A 23,972-nucleotide genomic window follows, 5' to 3' on the forward strand; every position below is an offset into this window, starting at 1 on the left:
CAATGGCACTCGTTTCCATGCGTCAACTGCTCGACCATGCGGCGGAACACGGTTACGGCATCCCGGCGTTCAACGTCAACAACCTGGAGCAGGTCCAGGCCATCATGGAAGCCGCCGACGAGACCAACAGCCCGGTCATCATGCAGGCCTCGGCCGGCGCCCGCAAATATGCCGGCGAAGGCTTCCTGAAGGCGCTCATCGCTGCAGCCGTCGAATCCTATCCCCACATTCCCGTCGTCATGCACCAGGACCACGGCCAGTCGCCCGACGTCTGCCAGGGCGCCATCGCCATGGGTTTCTCCAGCGTGATGATGGACGGCTCGCTGCTGGCCGATGGCAAGACCATCGCCGACTACGACTACAACGTCGACGTCACCTCCAAGGTGGTGCAGATGGCCCACGTGCAGGGCATCTCGGTCGAAGGCGAACTGGGCTGCCTGGGCTCGCTCGAAACCATGAAGGGCGACAAGGAAGACGGCCACGGCGCCGAGGGCACCATGACCCGGGAACAACTGCTGACCGATCCCGAGCAGGCCGCCGACTTCGCCAAGCGCACCCAGATCGACGCGCTGGCCATCGCCATCGGCACCAGCCACGGCGCCTACAAGTTCTCGCGCAAGCCCAGCGGCGACATCCTGGCCATCGAGCGCATCAAGGAAATCCACCGCCGCCTGCCGACCACCCACCTGGTGATGCACGGCAGCTCCAGCGTGCCGCAGGACCTGCTGGCCGAGATCCGCGAATTCGGCGGCGACATGAAGGAAACCTACGGCGTGCCGGTCGAGGAAATCCAGGAAGCCATCAAGCACGGCGTGCGCAAGATCAACATCGACACCGACATCCGCCTGGCGATGACGGGCGCGATCCGCCGCTTCCTGGCCGAGAACCCCTCGAAGTTCGACCCGCGCGAGTACCTCAAGCCCGCGCGCGTCGCCGCCAAGAAGATCTGCGTCGAACGCTACAACCAGTTCGGCACCGCCGGCAACGCCAGCAAGATCAAGGCCGTGGCGCTGTCGCAGATCGCCGCCGACTACGCCTCGGGCAAACTGGCTCAAATCGTAAAGTAAGAAGTCCACCCCCTACGCGCTTTCGCGCGCCCCGCAGTATAGTGACCCCCAGCCGCTACGCGGCAGCCCCCGGGGGGAGCCAGGCCCGCCTTGGGGCGGCCCGGCGCCGGACCTGGGGGCGATGCGCGGGGACCGGCAAAGCCGGATCCCCCCGCATCCTGGGTCTGAAGCCAACGCGCTTTGTAGAGCATCGAATCATGGCCGTACCGCCGCTTTACCAGTCCACCATCCGTTCCCTGCCGCTGCTGGCGCGCGGCAAAGTGCGCGACATGTATGCCGTCGGCGACGACAAGCTCCTGATCGTCACCACCGACCGCCTGTCCGCCTTCGACGTCATCCTGGACGATCCGATCCCGGGCAAGGGCGAGGTGCTGAACTCGCTCACCAATTTCTGGCTGGGCCGGCTCGGCAACATCATCCCCAACCACCTGACCGGCGTCGAGCCCGAGAGCGTCGTCGCCGCCGACGAGCGCGACCAGGTCGCGGGCCGGGCGGTGGTGGTCAAGCGGCTCAAGCCGGTGCTGGTGGAAGCGGTGGTGCGCGGCTACCTGATCGGCTCGGGCTGGAAGGACTACCAGGACACCGGCGGCGTCTGCGGCATCAAGCTGCCGGTCGGCCTGGTGCAGGCGCAGAAGCTGCCCGCGCCCATCTTCACGCCGGCGGCCAAGGCGGAACTGGGCTCGCACGACGAGAACGTCAGCTTCGAGCACGTGGTCAGGGAAGTCGGCCCGCAACTGGCCGAGCAGATCCGCGAAGTCTCGCTGCGCATCTACCAGTTGGCATCCGAATATGCCGCCCAGCGCGGCATCATCATCGCCGACACCAAGTTCGAATACGGCCTGGACGAGAACGGCGTGCTGCACCTGATGGACGAGGTGCTGACCCCCGATTCGTCGCGCTTCTGGCCGGCCGATTCCTACGTGCCGGGCAGCAGCCCGCCGTCGTTCGACAAGCAGTTCGTGCGCGACTGGCTGGAAACCCAGCCCTGGGACAAGACCGCTCCCGCGCCGCGGCTGCCGCAGAACGTGCTGGAGCGCACGTCGGACAAGTACCGCGAGGCGCGGGTCCGGTTGGTCGGGGTTTGATCGCCGGCTTGCGCAAGGCAGGGTGATGGCGGGCAGGATGGAAACATCCTGCCCGCCGTTTTTCTTTTGGATGTCATGACATAGAATATTTGCATGACCGCCGCCCTTGCCTTCGACACCTTGCAGTATTCCAAGCGCCTGCAGCAGGCGGGCGTGGCTGCGCCCTTGGCGGATGCGCAAGCCGAAGCGCTGGCGCAGGTGTTGACAACCGGCATGGACGCCTTGGCTACGCGAGCCGATCTTGAAAAGGTCACGCTGGCTACGCGAGCCGATCTCGAACGGGTTACACAGGCCACACGGGCCGATCTCGAACGGGTCACACAGACCACACGAGCCGATCTCGAACGGGTCTCTCTGGCAGCGCGTACCGATCTCGAGCGGGTGGAAACCAGCCTCAAAGGAGACATCCACGCGCTGGAAAACCGGTTGATCAGCACCGAGGGTCAGCTGAGATCGGAATTTCGCTCGGAATTGCGCCTGCTGGAACAGCGCATGACCATCAAGCTCGGTTCCATGCTGGTCGTGGCCGTGGGCGTCATGGCGGTGCTCGACAAGCTGCTCTGAATCAGATCAGCGCGATCTCCAGCCTGACCGCATCCCCCCGGTATATCCCTTCCCCTACGTAGATCAGCTTGCCCGACGTGTCGATGGCGCGCCGCACGACGTGCGCCACCGGCGCGTTCAGCGGCAGTTCCAGCAGCGCGGCCATCTCGCGGTCGGCGCTGCCCAGGGTCATGATCTGGTTGGCCCGCGCGATGCGCTTGCCGGCGATCTCGTGCAGGATGGGCAGGGTGGCCTCGTGCCGGAACCGTTCGGGTGGGCCTTGCCTGAACAACTCGCTGTCCAGGATGAAGCGGGCCGCCAGGTAGGGGTGGCCGTCGCGCGCGTGTACCCGGCGCATCATGGTGTAGTGCTCGGCCGGTTCGCCTTCGCCGGTGGCGAACGCGGGCAGTTCGTCCAGGTCGCGCTGCTCCAGGACCTCGATGTCCGCGCCCTCGTGGGCCGAGATCAGCGAGGCCCAGTCGATGGCCAGCCGGTGCGCGCTGCGCTCCTTGGGCGTCCTGCGCACGAAACTGCCCTTGGCGCGGAAACGCTCGATCAGGCCCTCGTCCTCCAGCACGCCCAGCGCCTCGCGTATGGTGCCGCGCGCCACCTCGAAGTCCACGGCCAGGTCCGCGACGTTAGGAATGCGGCCGCCCACCGGCCAGTCGCCGGTGATGATCTTGTTGCGGAACAGCGATGCCAGTTGCAGATAGCGCGCCATCCGGTCTAGCGTGGTGTCGGTGAAGGAGGACATGGGTCGGGAGCCTGGTTCGGGAACGGCGGTCGGCGCGGGAAGGCCGACCGCGATTATTCCATCCCTGCCATTATCCTGCGGACCGTCCGTCATTCGGGCTGGATATTCAGCTCGCGTGCCAGCCGGCCGAAGGCCGTGATGTCCCGCTCCACCGTGGACCGCATCTCCTCGGGCGTACCCTGGGCCGGCTGGAAGCCGCTGTCGGCCAGCTTGGCGCGGATCGCTGCGTCGGCCAGTACCTGCCGGATGGTGCCCGAAAGGCGGTCGCGGATCGCGGCGGGCGTGCCGGCGGGCAGGGCGAAGCCGAAATAGGTGTTGGGTATGGTGTTCTCGTCGCCGCCGATCTCGCTGACGGCAGGCACGTCCGGCAGCAGCGGGAAGCGGTGGCTGCCTCCCACCAGCAGCGGCCGCACGCGGCCTTCGCGGATCGCGCCCAGGGCCGGCCCGATCGTCACCAGCGCCATGTCGACCTCGCCGGCCATGGCGGCGGTCAGCGCCGGGGCGCCGCCCTTGTAGGGCACGTGGGTCAGCTGCATGCCCAGGCGAGAGCACAGCGACTCGGTGCCCAGCTGGGTCATGCTGCCGTTGCCGAAGCTGGCGTAGGTGAGGTGGCCGGGCTGTTTGCGCGCGGCGGCGACGAGCTCCTGGATGGTCTTGGCCGATTGCTTGGAGCCGGCCACGAGCACATAGGGGCCCCAGACCGCGATACCCACGTAGGAGAAGTCCTTCAGCGGGTCGTAGGGCAGCTTCTTGTACAAACTGGGGTTGATGCCCAGCGCGCCGCGGTCGACGAACAGCAGGGTGTAGCCGTCGGGCGCGGCCTTGGCCACGGCTTCGGTGCCGATCAGGCCGTTGGCCCCGGGCCGGTTGTCGACCACGACTGGCTGGCCCAGCTTTTCCGCCAGTTGCTGAGATACCAGCCGGGCGTTGGAGTCGGCGCCGGCGCCGGCGGGGAAGGGCACGATGACGCGGATGGCGCGAGCCGGATAGGCCTGGCCCTGGCCCTGGCCGTGCGCGGTGCCGGCGGCGCCCAGCGCGAGGCCGGCACCGGTGGCGATGAAGCCACGGCGGGTGATCGAGGTGTCGCGATGGTCTTGCATGCGGTGTCTCCTTTCCATGGCCGGTGTCGGCCGGTGGTCCGTCCAGGCCGTGTCTGCGCGCGGCCGTGGGCGGGATCTTGCTTGAAATGGGCGGATCCTAGGGTGTCGGCCCCCGGGCGGCGGCGATTTCCTGCTCCGGCACGCCGGCTTCGGCCAGGATCGCGGTGGTCTGCTCGCCCAGCGTGGGGGGAGGATAGCGGCTGGGCGGACGCTGGCCGTCGTAGCGGATCGGCCGGCTCAACGCGCGTACCGATCCCATCTCCGGGTGATGCAGCTCGTGGAAACTGCCGGCTGCCGCGAATTCGGGGTCGTCCAGGATATCGGGCACGGTCAGGACCGGCGCATGCGGCACGTCGGCGGCGCGCAGCGCGGCCAGCCAGTGTGCCTGGGGCCGCGCGCGGAAGCGGTCCCGCAGCAGGTCGGACAGCGCGGCGAAGTTGGCGATGCGCGCGCCGCGGGTGGCGAAGCGCGCATCGTTCCGTAGTTCGGGCATGTCCACGGCCCGCACCAGGCCTTCCCAGAACTTCGACGGAGACGAAAGCTGCAAACCGATGCGGGCGCCGTCGGCGCACTCGAACGCGAGACTGTGCGAGTAGGACGCGCGCGTGGTCGACCGCATGCGCGTGCCGTCGCGGGTATAGCTGGCGAAGAAGTCGGGCATGAACGACATGGACGCCTCGATCATGTTGACCTCGACCAGCCGGCCCCGTCCGCTGGCCTGCCGGGCGAACAGCGCGCCCAGGATGCCCTGGCACGCGTACATGCCCGCCAGCTGGTCCGAGATGGTGGGGCCGCGCACCTGCGGATTGGACGGATCCAGGAAGGTGTCCAGCATGCCGCTCAGGGCCTGGCCGATGGTGTCGAAGGCGGGCTGGCCCTCGTGCCGGCTGCCGGGCAGGAAGCCGCCGATCGCGCAATAGACCAGTTGCGGCCGCCGCGCGCGCAGCGTCTCCCACCCCAGCCCCATTCTGTCCATGACGCCGGGCCGGAAGTTCTCGATCAGCACGTCCGCCGTATCCACGAGCCGGAGCAGGGCGCCGCGTCCGGCCTCGGTGGCCAGGTCCAGCTTCACGCTGCGCTTGTTGCGGTTGAACGCGACGAAGTTCGGACTGTACTGGCCGTCGCGGAAGGCGCGGAAGGGATCGCCTTCCGGCCGCTCGACCTTGATCACGTCGGCGCCCAGGTCGGCCAGCATCAGGCCGGCATAGGGGCCGGTGATGAAGTTGCCCAGCTCCAGCACCCGGATGCCTTGCAGGACGTCGCCGGAGGCGGGCGCGGACGCGGCGTTCATTGCGCGGCCCGCCGGTATTCGCCGAACCCGGGGCGGTAGGTCTTGTCGTCCAGGAACTGGGTCATGGCCTGTTCGCGTCCGCCCTCGGTATCCATGAAGCGCATCTCGCGTTCCTTGGCCAGCAGGTAGTCGGCGGCCTGGTCCACGCTCATGCCGCGCACCAGGCGCAGGCTTTCCTTGATGGTGCGCAGCGTCTGCGGATTCTTGCGCGCCAGCGAGGCGGCCAGCTCCTCGGTGCGCGCGCGCAGCCGGTCGAGCGGCACCGATTCGGTCACCAGCCGCATCTGCGCGGCCGTCTTGCCGTTGAAGGGATCGCCCGTCATCGCGTAGTAGACGGCGTCGCGGTAGGCCAGCCCGTCGACGATGACCTTGCCCACCAGGCCGCCGGGCAGGATGCCCCAGTTCACCTCGGACAGGCCGAACTGCGCCTCGTCGGCCGCGATGGCGAAATCGCAGGCGAACAACTGCACGAAGGCGCCGCCGTAGCAGTGCCCGTTCACCATGGCGATGGTGGGCTTGGGAAAGCTGCTGAGCAGGGTCCAGCGCCATTCGTGGTTGGCCAGCCGGGCCAGGTGCCGCTGCTTGGGCTTGTCGTCCAGCGCGCGGAAGAACAGGCCGATGTCCTGGCCGGCGCACCAGCTGTCGCCCGCGCCGGTCAGCACCAGCACGCGCACCGCGGGTTCCTCGGCCAGTTCCTTGAGCACGTCCACCATCTCGAAGTGCAGGTCCGGGCTCATCGCGTTGCGCTTGTCCGGGCGGTTCAGCGTGACCCAGCCTATGCCGTTGGCGATCTCGACTTTGACGTTCTTCAACTGATCGAATTGCATGCTTGTCTCCTCCAGATTCAAAGCGTGATGTAGACGTTCTTCAACTGCGTGTAGGACACCAGTTCCTCGAAGGATTCCTCGCGATTGTTGCCGGACTGCTTGTAGCCGCCGAAGGGGGCGGGGAAGAAATGCCTGGCCGCGTTGTTGACCCAGACGTAGCCCGCCTCGAAGCGTCCGGCGGCGCGGTGGGCCGTATCGAGCCGCGTGGTGTAGACGCCGGCGGCCAGGCCGTACTCCAGCGAATTGACCTGGTCGAACATCTCGTCCTCGTCCGACCACTTGAGGATGGACAGCACCGGGCCGAATATCTCTTCGCGCGCGATGCGCATGTCCATGGTCACGTCGGTGAAGACGGTGGGTTCGATGAAATGGCCGCCGGCCAGCTCGGCGCCATCGGGATGCTTGCCGCCTGCGGCCAGCCGGGCGCCTTCCTGCCTGCCCAGTTCGATGTAGTGCATGATCTTGTCGTACTGCTCGCGCGAGACGATGGCGCCCATGGTCGTCGCCTTGTCGGTGGGCAGGCCGGGCCGGTAGGCGCGCACGCCTTCCAGCACGCCCTGGACCACCCGGTCGTAGACCGACTCGTGCACGAACAGCCGCGTGGTCGAACTGCAGGCCTGGCCGCACCAGGTGAAGCACATGCCGGCCACGGCGCCCTTGATCGCGCGTTCCAGGTCCGCGTCGGGATAGATCACCAGCGCGTTCTTGCCGCCCAGCTCCAGGCTCACGTGCTTGAGATGCTCGGCCGCGCCGCGGGCGATGGCCTTGCCCGTGGCGATGCTGCCGATCAGCGTGACCTTGGGCACCAGAGGATGATCCACCAGCGCCTGCCCGCATTCGGTGCCGCCTGACAGCACGTTGATGACCCCGGGCGGCGCGATGCCGTCGATCAGCTCCATCAGCCGGTAGGCCGACAGCGGCGCCTGCACCGGTGGCTTCATGATGACGGTGTTGCCGGCGGCCACCGCCGCCGCCAGCCGGCTGGCGGTGAACATCATGGGGTGGTTGTAGGCGACGATGCGGGCGCAGACGCCGTAGGGTTCGCGCACCGTCATGTCGATGACGCCTTCGCCCATGGGGATGGTGGAGCCACGCAGCTCATGGACCAGTCCGGCGAAGTAGTCGATGAGCTGGGTGGCGATGTCGACATCGTGCATCAGCGCGGACACGGGGTTGCCGCAGTCGATGGCGTCGATCATGGCCAGTTCCTCGCGGTGTTCGCGCATGACCTGGGCGATGCGGCGCAGCACCGTGGCGCGTTCGCCGGGCGCGGTGCGCCGCCACGAGCGGTACGCCTCGTGCGCGGCGCGCACGGCGGCGTCGACGTCGGCGCGGCTGGCCACCGCGCAGGGGCCCAGGTTCTCGCCGGTGGACGGGCTGAAGGAGTCGGCATAGCCCCCCTCCGGGCGATGCCAGGCGCCGCCGTAATAGAGGTCGCGATGCTTCGGCAGCAGTTTCTCGATGGACATGGTCTTCCTCCTGGGTCGTTGTTGTCGTGTCGTATCGGGCCGGCGGCCGCTTCAGTCCGCGGGCAGGAAGGCGCGCAGCACGCGCGTCAGGTCCCCGGGGTTGTCGCCGGCCAGGTCGTGGCTGCCGTCGATTTCTTCGGCGCGGCCGCGCGGATTGGCCAGCCGCAGCTTGTCCAGCGTGGGCGCCTCGAACATGTCGGACCGGCTGCCGCGCACGAATAGCGCGGGCACGCGCAGTTCCCTGACCATGGCCCACAGGTCCGGTCCCGGCGCGGTGGGCTTGCCCTGCAGGGTCTGGCGGAAGCTGTCGCGGAAATGCAGGTCGCGCTTGAGTTCGTAGCCGCCGGCAACGGGCCGCAGGAAGGCCTCGTAGCGCTTCCTGGCGGGAGCGTCCGCTGGCAGGTCGGCGGGCAGTCCGTGGTAGGCCAGCGCCTCGTCCACGGACGCGAACACATCCGGCTGGTTGCCGATGCGCAGGGCGACGTTGCGGCGGCCCGCCGCGGCAACGTCGGGCGCGAAGTCCAGGCAGGCCAGCGCCGCCACCCGATCGGGGTACCAGTGGGCAGCGCACAGGCAGATTCGTCCGCCCATGGAGTGGCCGGCCAGCACGGCGCGTGGCCAGTGCAGGTGGTCGAGCACGGCCACGAGGTCGTCGGCGAAGTCGCGCAGGTCGTAGTGCCGGTCGGGGCTGCGGGTGGAGTCGCCGAAGCCGCGCAGGTCGACGGCGACCACCTCGCGGTCGGCGGCCAGGACCTCGGCGATGCCGGTCCAGTCGTACGAGAAGTACGACAGGCCGTGCGCGATGAGGACGGGCGTGGCGCCGGGTGCGCCGAAGCGGCGGTAGAAGATATCGACGTCGCCGCTGCGGGCGGTGCCGGTGCGATGGGCGGTGAGGGCCATGGTGTGTCCTGGTCGGTTCGTGGTCGGTGCTTCAGCCGGCGGTGACGATGCCCATGCCGGTCAGCCACTCGGGAATGATCCGGTAGTAGCGCACCTGCATGGGATGCGTTTCGATCGCGCGCGCGGCGGCGGCCGCCGCGACCCAGGCCCGGATCTCGTGCCCGCCGAAGCCGCCCCTGCGATCGATCCCGGCGTCGTCGATGCGGTCCAGGGCATCGGTGTCGTAAGCGCACAGCGTGGCCATGAAGGCCTCGTCCCATTCTCGATCGGGGGGCATGCAGGGCCCCTTGCCGGCGACCAGGTCGCGGCCGGCCTGGATCACGCGGGCCTCGCGCCCGGCCAGCTCCTCGGGCGTGGGGGTGTGCCGCTTGACCAGCCGCTGCGCGATGTCGTGCGGCACCTGGCGCAGGCGCGGCGTCGGCGGGTCGTGCGACAGGCCGCCCGAGCCGATGATGGTCACGCGCAGGCCGCGCGTGGCCAGGAAGCGGCCCACGGCTTCGCCGAACAGGCGCGATCGCCGCATGGACGGGCGCGGGTCGGCGGCGCAGTTCAGGAAAATGGGCAGCACGTCGTAGCGCGCCAGCGCGCCGGTCAGTTGCGTCAGCGAGAGGGCGTTGCCGTGGTCCACGCACATGTCGTAGGAAATGGCGGTGTCCAGGTCTTCGCGATGCAGTGCCCGGGCGCATTCCAGCGCCAGCTCGGTGGGCACGCGCAGCGGGCCGCCGGGCAGCCCCCAGTCGCGCGTGCCGTGGGCCGCCAGTCCCAGGCAGAACGCCGGCATCAGGTCATAGAAAAAACCATTGAAATGGTCCGGGCCGAAGCTGACCACGAGGTCCGGCGAGAAGGCATGGACTTCGCGCGAGATCGTTTCCATCTCGGCGAAGAAAGCGCGCTGGCCCTCGAGGTCGGACGCCTCGATGTCCGTCAGCATGAGCGGACTGTGCGAGCAGCAGATCAGTTGCGCGGGCATGGACGGCTCCTAGATGTGGACGGGATCGAGGGTGCTGGGCGCGAACAGTTCGTCCGCGCCCAGTTGCCGGACGGCCAGCCCTTGTTCGTACGAATAGCGCGTCATCGCTTCCAGCGTCTTGCGGTTGGCCTCCACGCCGTAGGGCCAGAAATCCCGGCCCATGACGGCCTCGGTGGATTCCAGCTCGGCGGTTACCCAGGGCAGTCCGATCTTCAGCGCGGTGACTTCGCGCAGATCGCGTTCGGCGATCTCCTTGGCCTGGGCGAACGCCTTGTACAGGCTGGCGGGCAGCCAGGGATGCTTTTGCGCCAGATCCTGGCGCACGCCCAGCGCATGCATGATGGGGAACAGGCCGGTGCGGGCGAAATACGCCTGCTCGACGGCGCGGTAATCCGGGTACAGGCGCCGTACCTGGTGATGGCCCTCGATCAGGCAGGAAGGCGCACGAGCGGAGATGACGGCGTCCAGTTCGCCAGCCGCCAGCAGGTTGGAGAGCGAGCGGCCTTCAGGCGCGCTTTCCAGCGGAAAGCCCGGCGGGAGATTGAGCGGGAACTTGTCCTTGCGGCCGTACTGTTCCAACCCGCCCTGGACCCAGTCGATGTCGGCGGCCTCGATACCGTACTCGTCCTTCAGAAAGCCTCGCACCCACAGCACGGCGGACATCTGGTACTCGGGCAGGCCGATGCGCTTGCCGCGCAGGTCGGCCGCGCTGGCGATGCCGCGGTCGTTGCGGATGTAGATGGCGGAGTGGCGGAAGGTGCGCGACAGGAAAACGGGCAGGGCGACGTAGGGCGCGATGCCGCGGGACAGCGCGATCAGGAAGGGACTGAAGCCGATCTCGGCGACATCGAATTCGCCGTGGAAATAGGCGCGATGGAAACACTCTTCCACCGGCATGGGGAGGTAGTTGACCTCGCAGCCTTCGACCGTGACGCGGCCGTCCAACAGCGGACGGACCCGGTCATAGTCCCAGGTGGCGATGGTGATGGGTAGGCGGGCCATGATGCTCCTGCGGTTCTATCGTCGGCGCTCATTCTAGACCTCAAAAAATCAAAAGTATAGATTTTTGAGCTTTGTAGGTTTAGCATCGTGTCTGAGCACACCGGACCACCCATTCGAACGACATCGGCGTGCGTATACGAGGAGACTTCCATGCACCGATCCATCGCGCGTTGCGCGCTCGCCGCCGTGTTCGTCTGCGCGTCCGCGGCGGCCCAGAAACCTTCCTATCCCGACCGGCCCGTGCGCGTCGTCGTGCCCTATGGGCCGGGCACGGCGCCGGACCTGATCGCGCGCGTCGTGAGCGAACAGCTGTCGCGCCAGACCGGCCAGTCCTTCGTGGTCGAGAACAAGCTGGGCGCCGGCGGCAAGATCGGCACCGAGGCCGTGGCCGACGCCAAGGCCGATGGCTATACGCTGCTGCTGGGCGGCAAGGACACGCACGGCATCCTGACCCACTTGTATCCCGATTGGCGCATCAAGCCGGAAAAGGACTTCGCGCCCGTCGCGCTGCTGGCCCGTATCCAGAACGTGCTGCTGGCCAGCCCCAAGCTGCCGGCCTCGAACCCGCAGGAGTTCATCGCGCTGGCCAGGCAGAAGGAACTGCGCTACGGCACGCCCGGCATCGGCACCAACCTGCACCTGGCCGCCGCCTACCTGCAAAACAACTATGGGTTGAAGCTGCTGCACATCCCGTACAGCCGCAGCTTCGCCGAGGCCCTGCCGGCGCTGGCGCGCGGCGAACTGGACCTGGTGGTGGCCGGCCTGCCGCCGGCCATGCCGTTGCTCAAGGACGGCCGCATCAAGGCCATCGCCGTGACGGGCACCCAGCGTTCGCGCTTCGCGCCGGACATTCCCACCTTCGCCGAATCCGGCGTGTCGGGCCTGGAGTCGGGCGGCTGGTTCGCGCTGTTCGCTCCCAAGGGCACGCCCCAGGCCGCCGTGGATTCGTTGTCGAAGATGGTGGCGGCCGCGCTGCGCGAACCCGCCGTGGCCGAGAAACTGTCCGGCGTCTATGCCGACCCGGCGCCGTCCTCACCCGCGGAACTGGCCAAGCTGGTGGCCGACGAAACGCAGCGCTGGGGCAAGGTCGTCGCCGACACGGGCATAAAAGTCGAGTAGAGGTAGACCCACCCCCTATCCGCTTCGCGGGCCCCCTCAAGGGGGCGGCGCTGGCGGACCGGCAAAGCCGGATCCGCGGCGCCCTGGGTCTAGTACCTGTTTCTTGGTACGCCACACCGTTGCTACCGCTGGCAGCCAGCGAAGCACCGGTGCCTCAACCCAAGATAGACGAACTAGACTCAGGATGCGGTGGATCCGGCTCCGCCGGTCCACCCGCATCGCCCCTGGGGGCGCGCGTGAGCGCGTAGGGGGGCTAAAATAATACCGTCGACAGTTTCCGGCGGTATTGCGAGACCAGCTCGGGCTGGGCCGAGGCCATGTCGAAGACGGCGATCAGGGTCTTGCGGCCGATCTCTTCCTGGAAGGCGCGGTCGCGCCGGACGATTTCCAGCAGTTCGTCCATCGCGCCGGCCCAGGCGCGGCGCGCGATGCGCTTGTTGGCCAGGTCCAGGCGCGCCTGCAGGTCGGCGGGGTTCTGCTCGATGCGGGCCAGCAGCTCGGTTTCCTCGGGCGTGTCTTGCGCCTGCTCGACCGCGTTCAGGGCGGTCTCCAGGTTCGCGTAATGCGGGTCCGCCTTGGCCTGCGGCGTGAGCAGCGCGAACTGGGCCTTGGCGTCTTCGGGGCGGCCGGTGGTCAGCAGCAGTTCGACGTAGTCCATGCGCGCCGGATCGTAGGCCGCGTCCAGGACGAGCGCTGCGCGCAGGTGTTTCTCGGCGGTGGGGACGTCGCCCGCCTGCATGGCCGCCATGGCCTGCTGGTGTTCCTGTTCGTGGGGCTGCGGCAGCAGGCGATCGATGAAGGCGCGGATCTGGCCTTCGGGCAAGGCGCCGTTGAACTGGTCGACCGGACGTCCGCCCAGAATGGCCACCACCAGCGGAATGCTGCGTGCCTGGAAATGGGCGGCCAGTTGCTGGTTTTCGTCGACGTTGACCTTGACCAGCTTGAAGGCGCCGCCATAGTCGCGCTCCAGCTTTTCGAGGATGGGGGTCAGCGAACGGCAGGGGCCGCACCAGGGGGCCCAGAAATCGACCAGAACCGGTTTTTCGCGCGAGGCCTGTAGAACCTCGGCTTCGAAATTGGCTAGCGTGACATCCATACCGGGAATCCTATGGCTATGAAGCAGTAAGCAAACAGAGATTGTGCTTCATTTTTCCCGAGGGCGGGCCGGGGCCCCGGCCGCCGCCGGGTCTTGCGCGAAGTCCCGCAGGTAGGCCGTCAGGCGCCGTACGCCGGGCGTGGCGAGTTTGCGCGAGTGGGAGATCAGGTAGAACGAGCGGTCGAGACGGGGCAGCTCCGTGGGCAGTTCGACCAGTTCCCCGGTCGCCAGCATGTCGCTGACCACCCAGCGCGACAGGCAGGTGATGCCCAGCCCGCCGGCGGCGGCGCGCTTGATCGCTTCCGAGTTGCCGAACTCGATGCCCGATTTCATGTGATGCAGATGCGGGGTCAGTGCTTCGCGTATGGTCTCGCGGGTGCCGGAACCTTCTTCACGCAGCAGCCACGTGGCGGCGCGCAGTTGGGCTGTCGAGACCCGGCCGCCTGGCGGCGGGACGACGGGGTCGCGCGCTCCGGCCACGATCACGAGTTCATCGGTCAGCCAGGGTTCCACGGTCAGTTCGGGCTGTTCGCAAGGCCCCTCGACCAGGGCCAGGTCCAGCTCGAAATTCACCACCTGGGTGGCGATGGCCAGGGTATTGGCGATGGCGACATGGGCGGTCCATTGCGGCTGTCCGCTGTCCGCCAGTTCGCGCTGGAAGCCCGCCAGCAGGGTGGGCAGCACGTAGTTGCCGATGGTGGTGCTGGCGCCGATGCGCAGCACGCCCACGTGGCCCTGGCCGTCGCGAGCCCAACGCTCGATCGCGGTGGCGCGGTCGAGCAGTTCCCGGGCCTGGGGCAGCAGTTCCCGGCCGTTGTCGTTGAGCACCAGGCGCTTGCCCACGCGGTCGAACAGGGCCATTTCCAGGGCCCGCTCCAGGTCGTTCAGCGCCGCGCTGGTAGCGGACTGGGACAGCGCCACGGCCGCGGCCGCGGCGCTGGTGCTGCCGGTGTCCGCGACGGCGGCGAATATCTGCAATTGGCGCAGGGTCAGGCGCAAGGCTTCCATATAACTCGAATTACCAGTTTTCCAGCTTGAATATACAAAAATAAACCGTTTTGCCGTATCGAAGGACTTCCTTAGAGTGGAGGGCATTCATTCCGGAAGTTATTAGCTTATGTCGAATTCGTCTGCCACCCATGTCGCCGCCGGCCGTTCTTCCCAGGGCAAGGCCGGATTCTTCCGGCAGGTGGCCCCCGGCCTGCTGCTGGCGACCGCCATCGGAGTCGCCGCGATGGGGCTGGCAGGGTGGGATTTCTTCGCCAGCCGGGGGCTCAGCGCGCTGACGCTGGCCATCGTGCTGGGCATGCTGGTGGGCAACACCGTCTATCCGCGCATCGCCGCGCCCAGCGCGGCCGGAGTAGGGGTGGCGAAGCAGACCCTGCTGCGCGCGGGCGTGATCCTGTATGGCCTGCGCCTGACGTGGCAGGACATAGGCGGCGTCGGCGCCGCGGGCGTGGCCATCGACGCGGTCATGCTGCTGTCGACCTTCGGCCTGGCCTGGCTGGTGGGGACGCGGGTGTTCAAGCTCGACCGGACATCGGCCTGGCTGATCGGGGCCGGCGGCTCCATCTGCGGCGCCGCCGCGGTCATGGCCACCGCGCCGGTGTTGCGCGCCAAGGCCGACCAGGTCGCGGTGGCGGTCGCGACGGTAGTGGTGTTCGGCACGGTGTCGATGTTTCTCTACCCTTTCCTGTATGAGCTGAACCAGCAATGGGGCCTGATACCCGGTGGCACGCACGGCTTCGGCGTCTACGTCGGCTCCACGGTGCACGAGGTGGCCCAGGTCATCGCCGCGGCCCGCGCGGTGGGAACCGAGGCGGCAGACACCGCCGTGATCGCGAAAATGGTGCGGGTCATGATGCTGGCCCCGTTCCTGCTGGGCCTGTCCGCCTGGCTGGCCTGGGAGGGCGCCCGGGGCAAGGCCGAAGGCAAGGGCGAAGGCAGCAGCCTGTGCATCCCCTGGTTCGCCGTCGGTTTCATCGCCATGGTGGTGTTCAATTCGTTGGTGCGGATCCCTGACTGGCTGATGTCGGCCGCGATCGACTTCGATACCTTGCTGCTGGCCATCGCGATGGCCGCGCTGGGGTTGACGACGCATGTCGGCGCCATCCGCCGCGCCGGGATGCGTCCGTTGCTGCTGGCGGGGCTGCTGTTCGTCTGGCTGGTGGGCGGCGGCGCGCTGGTCAATGCGCTGATCGGCTAGGACCGGGACCCAGCAACGCCATAAAGCCGTGCCGGAGTGAGATAGACTACTCGGCTCGCTCGGCTAACTGGGGTGTTGCAAGGGTATGACGGTTCGAGAAAAACGAGAGTCGCAGTCGAAGAAGGCTGTGTCGGTCGACGTATCCGACCAGGACGGCGGGGCCAAGACCGTCGCCGCGGTCGAGCGCGCCCTCGACGTCCTGGACGCGTTCCTGACCACGCGGGAAACGCTGTCCCTGGCGGAGCTGGCTGAACGGACCGGACTCTACAAAAGCACGATTCTTCGCCTGACCCAGACCCTGGCGGCTCGCGGCTACATTCTTCGGCATGCCGACGGCGCCTATCAGGTGGGGGCCAAGCCGTTTCGGCTGGGTGCGCACTACCAGCGCAACCTGCGCCCCCGGGAATTGATCATGCCGGTCCTCGAGCGCCTGTCCGACGAGACCGGTGAAAGCGCCTCGTTCAACATCGTGCAAGACAACGTTCGCGTGGTGCTCTTCCGGGTCGATTCCAAACAGATCATTCGCGATCACCTGTATGCCGGCGATGTGCGTCCGATGGGACTGGGTTCCGCGGGTCGGGTCCTGACGACATTCGCGGCTGGTGCCCGCACGGACAGGCCGGCCGGCGACAACCTGCTGGCAGTGGCGGTCGGCGAGATCGAAAAGGACATGGCGGGCATAGGAGCTCCCGTGTTCGGACTGGATGGCGACCTCGCGGGCGCCTTGAGCGTCAGCGGCCCCCGGTTTCGCTTTACGCCAGAGGCGGTCCAGCTCATTTCCCGCAAAGTCCTGGAAGCAGCGGCCGAGCTTACGCAGGGCCTGGGCGGCCCCGCCGAGCGTTTCGACGCCGTGCTCGCACCCCAGCAATAGCACAGCCTCCGCACGAGGCTTCCCAGCGTCCGGCGTGGATCATGCCCCGCACGGACGGTGACGGCTCCTTCGCATCCCTTGTTCATTTGAAGTGAGGCTCCCGGGTCATTGATCCGGCGATCGGGCCGGCCGCTTTTCGTCCCTCGTGTTTCGACGCCGTTCCCCTTGAAAATAGGTGGATCATAAAATAGAATGCGTTCTAAAATAATGGTGACGCGTGCAATCGGCTGTCGCCAGGGCGGCCGCAAACGCCCGTTCTCAACGGAGACTTCATGAAAAAAGACCGTGCAAGACGTGCCGTGTCGGGGGCTTTCGCCCTCGCTCTATCGTTGCCTTTTGCCTGCGGGGCGCAGGGGGACCCGGGCTATCCCTCGAAGCCCATCAAGGTGGTCGTACCCGCTCCCCCGGGAAGCGCCAACGACCTGCTGGTACGCCGGATCGCCGAGCAACTGGCATCCCGGCTGGGCCAGCCCATGATCATTGACAACCGGCCGGGGGCGGGCGCGATTATTGGCACGCAGGCCGTGGCCCATTCGGCCCCCGACGGCTACACGCTCCTGAGCGCGAATGTCGTGCACGTCATCAATGGCAGCATCAACGGCAAACTCTCCTACCATCCGCTGCGAGACTTCACGCCGATCTCGCTGGTGGGGTACACCCCCTCCGTGCTGATGGCGTATCCCGGCGCGGACATTGCCTCGGTCTCCGACCTCATCAAGAAGGCGAAGGCTTCTACGGGAGGGATGAACTACGCCTCCGCGGGCATCGGCACGGCGGGCCACCTCGCCGGCGAGCTTTTCCGGCGCGCGGCGAACGTTCCCTTGCAGCACGTCCCATACAAGGGGATCACGCAAGCCATCACGGATGCGCTGGGCGGCCATGTTCCTCTCATCTACCTCTTCGGGCCGGACGCGGTCCCGCTGGCCCGAGCGGGCAAGCTGGTACCGCTGGCCGTGACCGCGCCCACGCGTTCGTCGTTGTTGCCCGATACGCCGACATTCGCCGAACTGGGCTTTCCGGGCGTGGAGCTGACCGCCTGGTACGGTTTCCTGGGGCCGGCGCGGATGCCGCCGGCGGTGACGGCGAGGCTCAATACGGCTTTGCAGGCAATCTTGAAAGATCCCGGCTTCAAGCAGCAGTTGGCCGATCTCATGTTCGAAGCGCAGACGAGTTCTCCACAGGAGCTCGAGAACCTCATGGCGCGCGACCTCGAGCGTCTCTCCCAGGTCGCGCGGGATGCCGGGATGCGTTCCGAATGAGCGCGGCGACGGGAACGGCCATGAAGCCCCTCGATGTCTTGGAAAGCGAAGCGCGGGCCGCGGGTCTGGCGCCGATGTGGAGGCGCCCCGGCATGCGCGGGCAGCCGGAAAGCCGATGCGCGCCGCAAAGTTGGTCGTACGCGGCCATAAGGAGCTTGTTGCTGCGCGCGGCGCCGCACATGTCGCACGCGGAGTGCGAGCGGCGAGTCCTCATCCTCGAGAATGCGGCGATGTCCGGTACATGGAGCATGTCGCCGACGCTGTTCGCCGGCGTGCAGTTGCTGCTGCCGGGGGAGGTGGCTCCGGTGCACCGTCATTCGCAGGCGGCACTCAGGTTCGCGTTCGAAGGGAACGGCGCCCACGCGGCGATCGATGGTGAACGCCTGCCGATCGAACCAGGCGACCTGCTCGTCACGCCGCGCTGGGCGTGGCATGACCATGGCCATGACGGCCAGGACCCCGCTCTCTGGCTGGACGTGCTCGACGTTCCGCTGGTGGCGACCCTGGATGCGGAGTTCCGTGAATGGGGAGGTGACGAGCGCCAACAGTTGTCGTCGCCGCCGGGTACTTCGGAAGCCATGTTCGGCCAAGGCATGTTGCCAACCGGCGGCATCGATGCCGCCTTGACGGACGGACGCTATTTGAAGCGCTATGCCTACACGCGATCACGCGCGGCCGTCATGCAACTGATGAGTGCCGGGGAGCTCGATCCCTGGCGAGGCGTCAAGCTCCAGTACATCGACCCTCGCAGCGGTGGGGCCGTGCTGCCGACCATTGCCGCCCATCTCCAGGCCTTGCCCGGCGGCATGGTTACCCGGCCGCTGAAGAGCACGGAAACGTCGTTGTTGGTCGTGACGGAAGGAGAGGTGCGCGCAAGCCTTGGAGGACGTTCGTACCTCCTGGGTCTTCACGACATGCTGCTGGTGCCGTCATGGACCGAGCTGCGGCTCGAAGCCGTGCGGCAAAGCTTCGTTTTCTCGGTGTCGAACGCCCCGCTTCTGAAGGCGGTCGGGCTGTGGCGCGAAGCGCAGGGGTGACGTGATGGCCAATTCTTCACATCGGGCGGCGACCGCCCCGCGGGATCCCGCCACCGCGATGCTGCGGGTGCAAGGCCAGCTCTACCGTTACTGCGATCTGCCAGCCGCGGTGGATGGCGCGGCATTGGCGCGCCTGCCCTATAGCCTGCGCGTGCTCTGCGAAAACGTCTTGCGTGGCGGCATGACCGGACGCGCGGCCTCCAGCGACGTTCGCCTTGCGCTCGCGCGGAGAGTGGCCGCCGGTGAACGGAACCTGGAAGTGCCGTTCTTTCCCGGCCGCATCCTGCTGCAGGATTTCCTGGGGGTCCCCGCGATGGTGGACATGGCGTCGCTGCGGGATGCCGTGGCTCGCGCGGGTGGCGACCCGCGTAGCGTCGACCCCAGGATTCCGGTGGACCTCGTCATCGATCACTCGACGATTTCCGAGCATGCGGGCACCGCCGATGCCCATGCGCGCAATGTCGATCTGATGTATGGGCGCAATCGGGAGAGGTTGGCTTTCCTGGCCTGGTGCTCGCGCGCTTTCCGGAATTTCCGGGCCTTTCCTCCCGAGACGGGAATCATGCATCAGGTCAATCTGGAAACGCTGGCCCGTGTTGCCTGGACCCGTGAGGAGGACGGGGAAGCCTGGGTCTATCCCGACACGATGATCGGTACGGATAGCCATACCACCATGGTGAACGGGATCGGCGTGCTGGGCTGGGGGGTAGGCGGGCTGGATGCCGAAGCCGCGATGCTGGGCCGGCCGTTGTCGATCCTGGTGCCTCCCGTCGTCGGGGTCAGGCTTGGCGGTGCGCTGGGGGGGAGAACCACCGCGACCGATCTCGTGCTTAGCCTGACCGAAGTGTTGCGAGCACGGAAGGTGGTCAACAAGTTCGTGGAGTTCTGTGGTCCCGGCCTGGACTCGCTGACGTCGGCGGATCGCGCAACCATTGCGAACATGGCGCCGGAATATGGCGCGACCTGTGCGTTCTTTCCGGTTGACGGACGTTGCATCGACTATCTTCGATCCACCGGTCGTGATGAACACCAGGTTGCGCTGGTCGAGTCCTATTGCAAGGCGCAACGCCTATGGCGGCAAGACGGCATGCCCGAGCCCGAGTTCGACGAGGTCGTCGATTTCGATCTGAGCCGGGTCGAACCCTGCCTGGCCGGCCCGGCGCGTCCCAACCAGCGGATACCGTTGACCGAGGCCGCGCGAACGATGGCCGATCTGGTCGCCGGTCATGAACGGCCGATGGAACAACCGGCGGCCGATGGCGGCATACCGGATGGCGCGGTTCTTATCGCGGCGATCACGAGTTGCACCAACACGGCAAACCCCGAGGGGATGGTGACCGCCGGGCTGCTCGCTCGGCACGCGGTCGCGAGGGGCCTCCAGCCCAAGCCGTGGGTGAAGACTTCGCTGGCGCCGGGATCCCGGACCGTGACCGAGTATTTGAGACAAAGCGGCCTGCTCGCGCCAATGGAGCAACTGGGTTTTCATGTCGTCGGCTACGCCTGCGGGACCTGCAACGGAAATTCGGGCTCCTTGTCCAGGGAGCTGGAGGAAGAGATCGGGAGGCGTCGCATCTGGACGTGCGCGGTGCTGTCCGGCAACCGCAATTTCGAAGGACGCATCCATCCCAGGGTTAGTGCGGCCTTTCTGGCGTCACCTGCCCTGGTCATCGCCTACGCGCTCTGGGGGCGAACCACCATCGATCCCCTGCGTGATGTGCTTGGCGTCGACAGCGACGGCCGGGACGTTCATCTTGACGATCTCTGGCCGTCTCGCGAAGAGATCCGACGGGCCATGGCGGATCTGGTGGATCCGCGTTCGTACGCGCGTCACTATCAGACGGCCGCCGAAGGCGATGCCAGATGGCGATCGCTGGCCACGTCGGACGATCGGTATTCGTGGAGCGCTGCCAGCACCTATCTTCGGCCCTCGCCCTTCGTCGAGCCCGACATGGCCGTGCCTCGGGACCTTCCTCTGTCGGGTCTGCGGCCGCTGCTCGTGCTGGGTGATGAAATCACCACCGACCATATCGCGCCCAATGGCGAGATCGCGGCCAGCGGCCCGGCCGGCCAGTATCTTCTGGACCATGGCGTCAGACCGTCGGATTTCAATACCTACGGCACTCGGCGCGGCAATCATGAGTTGGGGATCCGCTCGATTTTCGTCAACCCGCATTTGAGAAATGAGATGGCGGGCGAACAACGGGGCGGTGTGACCCGGCTCCAGCCGGATGGCAGGCTGGTCACGGTATTCGAAGCGGGAACCGCCTATCGGCAGCGGCGCGTGGGCTCCCTGGTCGTGGCTGGCGAAAAGTACGGAGCCGGCTCATCGCGCGACTGGGCCGCGAAGGGGGTACGGCTCCTTGGCGTGGAGGCTGTGCTGGCCGAGAGTTTCGAGCGTATACACCGCGCGAACCTGGTCAATGTGGGGGTCTTGCCCGTGGAGTTCCTGAGTGGCGAGACCCGTCGGTCGTTGAAGATCGACGGGACGGAGATTTTCGATCTCTGGTGTATGGAACCCGTCCTCACGCCGGGCGCGATCCTGCGATTGTCGATCATGAGAACCGACGGTACCCGCGCGGAAATATCGGTCCGGTGCCGGCTGGACACCGTGGAGGAGGTCGAGTGCTACCGCCAGGGCGGCTTGATTCCCCAGGTATTGCGAGAATTGACGGCAGCTGTCGCCGTGAACATCCAGGAGAGAAAGTGAAGCTGATCAGATTTGACGAAGGGCGTATCGGTATCGTGGCGGAAGGGGACCGGGTGATCGATGTATCCGACGTCGTCGGGCCAGATCTGCCCGGTTCGCCTCCCGTTGCCATGAACCGGCTGATCGACATGTATGCGCAATATGAGCCGATTTTGAAGAAACGCACCCTGTCGGCGTCGACGAGCCTGTCGCTCGACGCGGTCCGCCTGCTGGCGCCCGTGCCGGCCGCCAGCAAGGTGATCGCCTACCCGGTGAACTACGACGACCACGCCAGGGAAATGGGACAGTCCGTCCGCGCGCCCGCGCAGGGTTTTTTCCTGAAGCCGCCATCGTCGTTGTCCGGCGCCGGTGAACCCATCGTCCTGCCGGCGATTGACGCCTCGCGTCGTGTGGACCATGAATGCGAACTGGCAATCGTCATCGGCAAGCGCGGACGTGACATTCCCCGGGAGAAGTGGCAGGAACATGTTTTCGGGTATTCGTGCCTGATCGACGTCGTGGTTCGCGGCAAGGAAGAGAGGGTCGCGCGCAAGGCGTTCGACACGTTCTGTCCCATGGGGCCATGGATAGTCACGGCGGATGAAGTGGGCGACCCCTCGCGGTTGCGCGGGCGGCTGTGGGTAAACGATGAACTGCGGCAGGACGCGAATAACCGCGATCTGGTCCTGGACATCCCCGGCATGGTGGAAATGGCATCCCAGGTCATGACGCTCGAACCCGGCGATATCATCGCTGGTGGCACGCCGGCCGGCGTCGGGCCGATAAAACCCGGTGACCGGGTCCGCATCGAGTTCGAACGGGTCGGCTCGATGGTGATCGGTGTCGTCCAAGGAGACTCGGGCCGCGGGCCGCTGTTTCGGCAGCCTGCCTAGGCACGGTGTTCCGCCGGGCCGGCGCAGGTTAAAATCGCGTTTTTCGACGCTCGCCCGCTGCCCCGGCACGCCGGGTGCCTGCAAGGTCCCACATGTCCAGTTCCCCTTCTTCCTCTTCTTCCCCCGGGGCGGTGCAGATCGGCATCGTCATGGGGTCTTCCAGCGACTGGGAGATCATGAAGCATGCCGTCGCCGTGCTCGATGAATTCGGCGTGGCGCACGAGGCCCGCGTGGTCTCGGCCCACCGCATGCCGCTCGACATGGTCGAGTACGGCGCCGAGGCCACCCGCCGGGGGTTGCGCGCCATCATCGCGGGCGCCGGCGGCGCGGCCCACTTGCCGGGCATGCTGGCGGCGCTGACGCCGGTGCCGGTGTTCGGGGTGCCGGTGCCCTCCAAGTACCTGCGCGGCGAGGATTCCCTGCTTTCCATCGTGCAGATGCCCAAGGGCGTGCCGGTCGCCACCTTCGCCATCGGCGAGGCGGGCGCGGCCAACGCGGCGCTGCACGCGGTGGCCAACCTGGCCTGTACCGATCCGGCGCTGCGGCAGAAGCTCGAGGCCTTCCGTGCCCGCCAGACCGAGGCCGCGCGCGCGATGGCGCTGCCTCCGGGAGGCCAGGCATGAGCGCGGGCACGAAGGCGCGCGTGGTGCAGCCCGGCGGCTGGCTGGGGCTGTTGGGCGGCGGGCAACTGGGGCGGATGTTCTGCCATGCCGCGCAAAGCATGGGATATCGCGTCGCGGTGCTGGACCCGATCGCCGATTGTCCCGCCGGCGCGGTGGCCGATCTGCATATCCGCGCCGGCTACGACGACGAAGCCGGCCTGGCGCAATTGGCCGAACGCTGCGCCGCCGTCACCACCGAATTCGAGAACGTTCCGGCCGCCAGCCTGGAGAAACTGGCCCGGCGCTGCCAGGTCAGCCCGGCCGCGGAGGCGGTGGCCATTGCCCAGGACCGCATCGCCGAGAAAGGCTACATCGCCTCGATAGGCGTGCCTGTCGCGCCCTATGCCGAGATCCGTTCCGAGGCCGATATCGCGGCCGCTTCCGCCTCGCTGTTTCCCGGCATCCTGAAGGCCGCCCGCCTGGGCTACGACGGCAAGGGCCAGGCCCGGGTCGAGTCCGCCCACGAGGCCCGCGCCGCGTTCGCCTCGTTCGGCAACGTGCCCTGCGTGCTCGAGGCCCGGCTGCCGCTGGAGTTCGAGATCTCCGTCGTCGTCGCGCGCGGTTTCGACGGCGAAGTGGTGACCTATCCCGTTTCCGAGAACGTGCATCGCGACGGGATCCTGGCGATCTCGACCGTGCCGTCGCCGCGCGCCTCCGAGGACATCGTGGGCCGCGCCCGCGCCGCGGCGTTGCAGGTCGCGGCCGGACTGGAGTATTGCGGCGTGCTGTGCGTCGAGTTTTTCGTGCTGCCCGGCGACCGCCTGATCGTCAACGAGATCGCGCCGCGGCCGCACAATAGCGGCCACTACAGCATCGATGCCTGCGTCACCAGCCAGTTCGAGCAGCAGGCGCGGGTGCTGGCGGGCCAGCCGCTGGGGTCGTCGGACCCGCTGGCCGCGTCGGTCATGCTCAACATCCTGGGCGACATCTGGTTGCAGGCGGGCGAACAGCCTGTCGAACCGGCCTGGAGCCAGGCCCTGCAAGCCTCTACCGCCAAACTGCACCTGTATGGCAAGGTCGAGGCGCGGCGCGGCCGCAAGATGGGCCACGTGACCTGCCTGGGCACCGACCGGGCGCAGGCCGAGCGCAGCGCCGCGCAGGTGGCGGCGGCGCTCGGCATCGCCTATCCGTAGCC

Annotated in this window: 22 protein-coding genes; 12 read left to right on the forward strand and 10 right to left on the reverse strand. The window is 67.3% G+C overall.

The window, feature by feature from the left end; all coding sequences use genetic code 11:
* The first annotated feature begins 2 nt into the window (after positions 1 to 2).
* The 3 genes from fba (at position 3) to AC1Q6E_RS23020 (ending at position 2,716) form a co-directional block, all read left to right on the forward strand.
* Positions 3 to 1,067, forward strand: a complete 1,065-nt coding sequence (gene fba, locus AC1Q6E_RS23010) for a class II fructose-bisphosphate aldolase (RefSeq protein ID WP_492573573.1) — start codon at positions 3 to 5, stop codon at positions 1,065 to 1,067.
* Positions 1,068 to 1,264: 197 nt separating this feature from the next.
* On the forward strand, positions 1,265 to 2,152 hold the full coding sequence (locus tag AC1Q6E_RS23015; RefSeq protein ID WP_152794259.1) for a phosphoribosylaminoimidazolesuccinocarboxamide synthase: 888 nt from the start codon (positions 1,265 to 1,267) through the stop codon (positions 2,150 to 2,152).
* A 93-nt stretch (positions 2,153 to 2,245) separates the two neighbouring features.
* Positions 2,246 to 2,716: a CCDC90 family protein gene (locus tag AC1Q6E_RS23020; protein WP_492573574.1), complete on the forward strand. Its 471-nt coding sequence runs from the start codon at positions 2,246 to 2,248 to the stop codon at positions 2,714 to 2,716.
* 1 nt (position 2,717) lies between these two features.
* Here the strand turns inward: AC1Q6E_RS23020 and AC1Q6E_RS23025 are convergent, their stop codons facing one another.
* The 8 genes from AC1Q6E_RS23025 to AC1Q6E_RS23060 form a co-directional block, all read right to left on the reverse strand.
* The gene (locus AC1Q6E_RS23025; protein ID WP_492573575.1) at positions 2,718 to 3,449 is read right to left on the reverse strand and encodes a GntR family transcriptional regulator; all 732 of its coding nucleotides are present in this window, start codon (positions 3,447 to 3,449) and stop codon (positions 2,718 to 2,720) included.
* 89 nt (positions 3,450 to 3,538) lie between these two features.
* Complete coding sequence (locus tag AC1Q6E_RS23030) at positions 3,539 to 4,549, reverse strand: Bug family tripartite tricarboxylate transporter substrate binding protein (protein ID WP_296556166.1); 1,011 nt, start codon at positions 4,547 to 4,549, stop codon at positions 3,539 to 3,541.
* A gap of 97 nt (positions 4,550 to 4,646) precedes the next feature.
* On the reverse strand, positions 4,647 to 5,840 hold the full coding sequence (locus tag AC1Q6E_RS23035; RefSeq protein WP_152794251.1) for a CoA transferase: 1,194 nt from the start codon (positions 5,838 to 5,840) through the stop codon (positions 4,647 to 4,649).
* The gene (locus AC1Q6E_RS23040) at positions 5,837 to 6,667 is read right to left on the reverse strand and encodes a p-hydroxycinnamoyl CoA hydratase/lyase (RefSeq protein ID WP_152794249.1); all 831 of its coding nucleotides are present in this window, start codon (positions 6,665 to 6,667) and stop codon (positions 5,837 to 5,839) included. Before AC1Q6E_RS23040 ends, AC1Q6E_RS23035 begins: the two co-directional genes overlap by 4 nt.
* A 17-nt stretch (positions 6,668 to 6,684) precedes the next feature.
* Positions 6,685 to 8,136: an aldehyde dehydrogenase family protein gene (locus tag AC1Q6E_RS23045; protein WP_492573576.1), complete on the reverse strand. Its 1,452-nt coding sequence runs from the start codon at positions 8,134 to 8,136 to the stop codon at positions 6,685 to 6,687.
* Positions 8,137 to 8,187: 51 nt separating this feature from the next.
* Positions 8,188 to 9,036, reverse strand: a complete 849-nt coding sequence (locus tag AC1Q6E_RS23050) for an alpha/beta fold hydrolase (RefSeq protein ID WP_492573577.1) — start codon at positions 9,034 to 9,036, stop codon at positions 8,188 to 8,190.
* A 31-nt stretch (positions 9,037 to 9,067) separates the two neighbouring features.
* A complete protein-coding gene (locus AC1Q6E_RS23055; RefSeq protein WP_296556162.1) occupies positions 9,068 to 10,006 on the reverse strand; it encodes a 3-carboxyethylcatechol 2,3-dioxygenase in 939 nt (312 codons plus the stop codon).
* Positions 10,007 to 10,015: 9 nt separating this feature from the next.
* A complete protein-coding gene (locus tag AC1Q6E_RS23060) occupies positions 10,016 to 11,008 on the reverse strand; it encodes an ABC transporter substrate-binding protein (protein WP_492573578.1) in 993 nt (330 codons plus the stop codon).
* Between the two features lie 150 nt (positions 11,009 to 11,158).
* On the opposite strand from AC1Q6E_RS23060, the gene AC1Q6E_RS23065 reads away from it, so the two are divergent.
* Positions 11,159 to 12,127, forward strand: a complete 969-nt coding sequence (locus AC1Q6E_RS23065; protein ID WP_296556161.1) for a Bug family tripartite tricarboxylate transporter substrate binding protein — start codon at positions 11,159 to 11,161, stop codon at positions 12,125 to 12,127.
* Between the two features lie 253 nt (positions 12,128 to 12,380).
* Here the strand turns inward: AC1Q6E_RS23065 and trxA are convergent, their stop codons facing one another.
* Together trxA and AC1Q6E_RS23075 are read right to left on the reverse strand one after the other, a co-directional pair.
* A complete protein-coding gene (gene trxA, locus AC1Q6E_RS23070) occupies positions 12,381 to 13,223 on the reverse strand; it encodes a thioredoxin (protein WP_296556160.1) in 843 nt (280 codons plus the stop codon).
* A 48-nt stretch (positions 13,224 to 13,271) separates the two neighbouring features.
* The gene (locus AC1Q6E_RS23075) at positions 13,272 to 14,222 is read right to left on the reverse strand and encodes a LysR family transcriptional regulator (protein ID WP_296556192.1); all 951 of its coding nucleotides are present in this window, start codon (positions 14,220 to 14,222) and stop codon (positions 13,272 to 13,274) included.
* 118 nt (positions 14,223 to 14,340) lie between these two features.
* On the opposite strand from AC1Q6E_RS23075, the gene AC1Q6E_RS23080 reads away from it, so the two are divergent.
* From AC1Q6E_RS23080 to AC1Q6E_RS23115, 8 genes are all read left to right on the forward strand, one after another.
* On the forward strand, positions 14,341 to 15,429 hold the full coding sequence (locus AC1Q6E_RS23080) for a YeiH family protein (RefSeq protein ID WP_152794238.1): 1,089 nt from the start codon (positions 14,341 to 14,343) through the stop codon (positions 15,427 to 15,429).
* A gap of 127 nt (positions 15,430 to 15,556) precedes the next feature.
* Positions 15,557 to 16,300, forward strand: a complete 744-nt coding sequence (locus AC1Q6E_RS23085) for an IclR family transcriptional regulator (protein ID WP_296556158.1) — start codon at positions 15,557 to 15,559, stop codon at positions 16,298 to 16,300.
* 272 nt (positions 16,301 to 16,572) lie between these two features.
* Entirely contained in the window at positions 16,573 to 17,559 is a 987-nt protein-coding gene (locus AC1Q6E_RS23090) for a Bug family tripartite tricarboxylate transporter substrate binding protein (RefSeq protein WP_152794236.1), read from the forward strand.
* Between the two features lie 20 nt (positions 17,560 to 17,579).
* Positions 17,580 to 18,596, forward strand: coding sequence for a cupin domain-containing protein (locus AC1Q6E_RS23095; protein WP_492573579.1), 1,017 nt, complete (start codon positions 17,580 to 17,582; stop codon positions 18,594 to 18,596).
* 4 nt (positions 18,597 to 18,600) lie between these two features.
* Positions 18,601 to 21,303 carry an aconitate hydratase AcnA gene (acnA, locus tag AC1Q6E_RS23100; RefSeq protein WP_492573580.1) on the forward strand — a complete coding sequence of 901 codons (2,703 nt, stop codon included), beginning with the start codon at positions 18,601 to 18,603 and terminating at the stop codon, positions 21,301 to 21,303.
* Positions 21,300 to 22,175: a fumarylacetoacetate hydrolase family protein gene (locus AC1Q6E_RS23105; protein ID WP_296556155.1), complete on the forward strand. Its 876-nt coding sequence runs from the start codon at positions 21,300 to 21,302 to the stop codon at positions 22,173 to 22,175. The genes acnA and AC1Q6E_RS23105 overlap by 4 nt, the downstream gene beginning before the upstream one ends.
* A gap of 92 nt (positions 22,176 to 22,267) precedes the next feature.
* Entirely contained in the window at positions 22,268 to 22,798 is a 531-nt protein-coding gene (purE, locus tag AC1Q6E_RS23110; RefSeq protein ID WP_152794234.1) for a 5-(carboxyamino)imidazole ribonucleotide mutase, read from the forward strand.
* A complete protein-coding gene (locus tag AC1Q6E_RS23115; RefSeq protein ID WP_152794230.1) occupies positions 22,795 to 23,970 on the forward strand; it encodes a 5-(carboxyamino)imidazole ribonucleotide synthase in 1,176 nt (391 codons plus the stop codon). Before purE ends, AC1Q6E_RS23115 begins: the two co-directional genes overlap by 4 nt.
* The last annotated feature ends 2 nt before the right edge of the window (positions 23,971 to 23,972 follow it).

The sequence above is a fragment of the Pigmentiphaga sp. MLSB6-MA01 genome, from assembly GCF_058793475.1.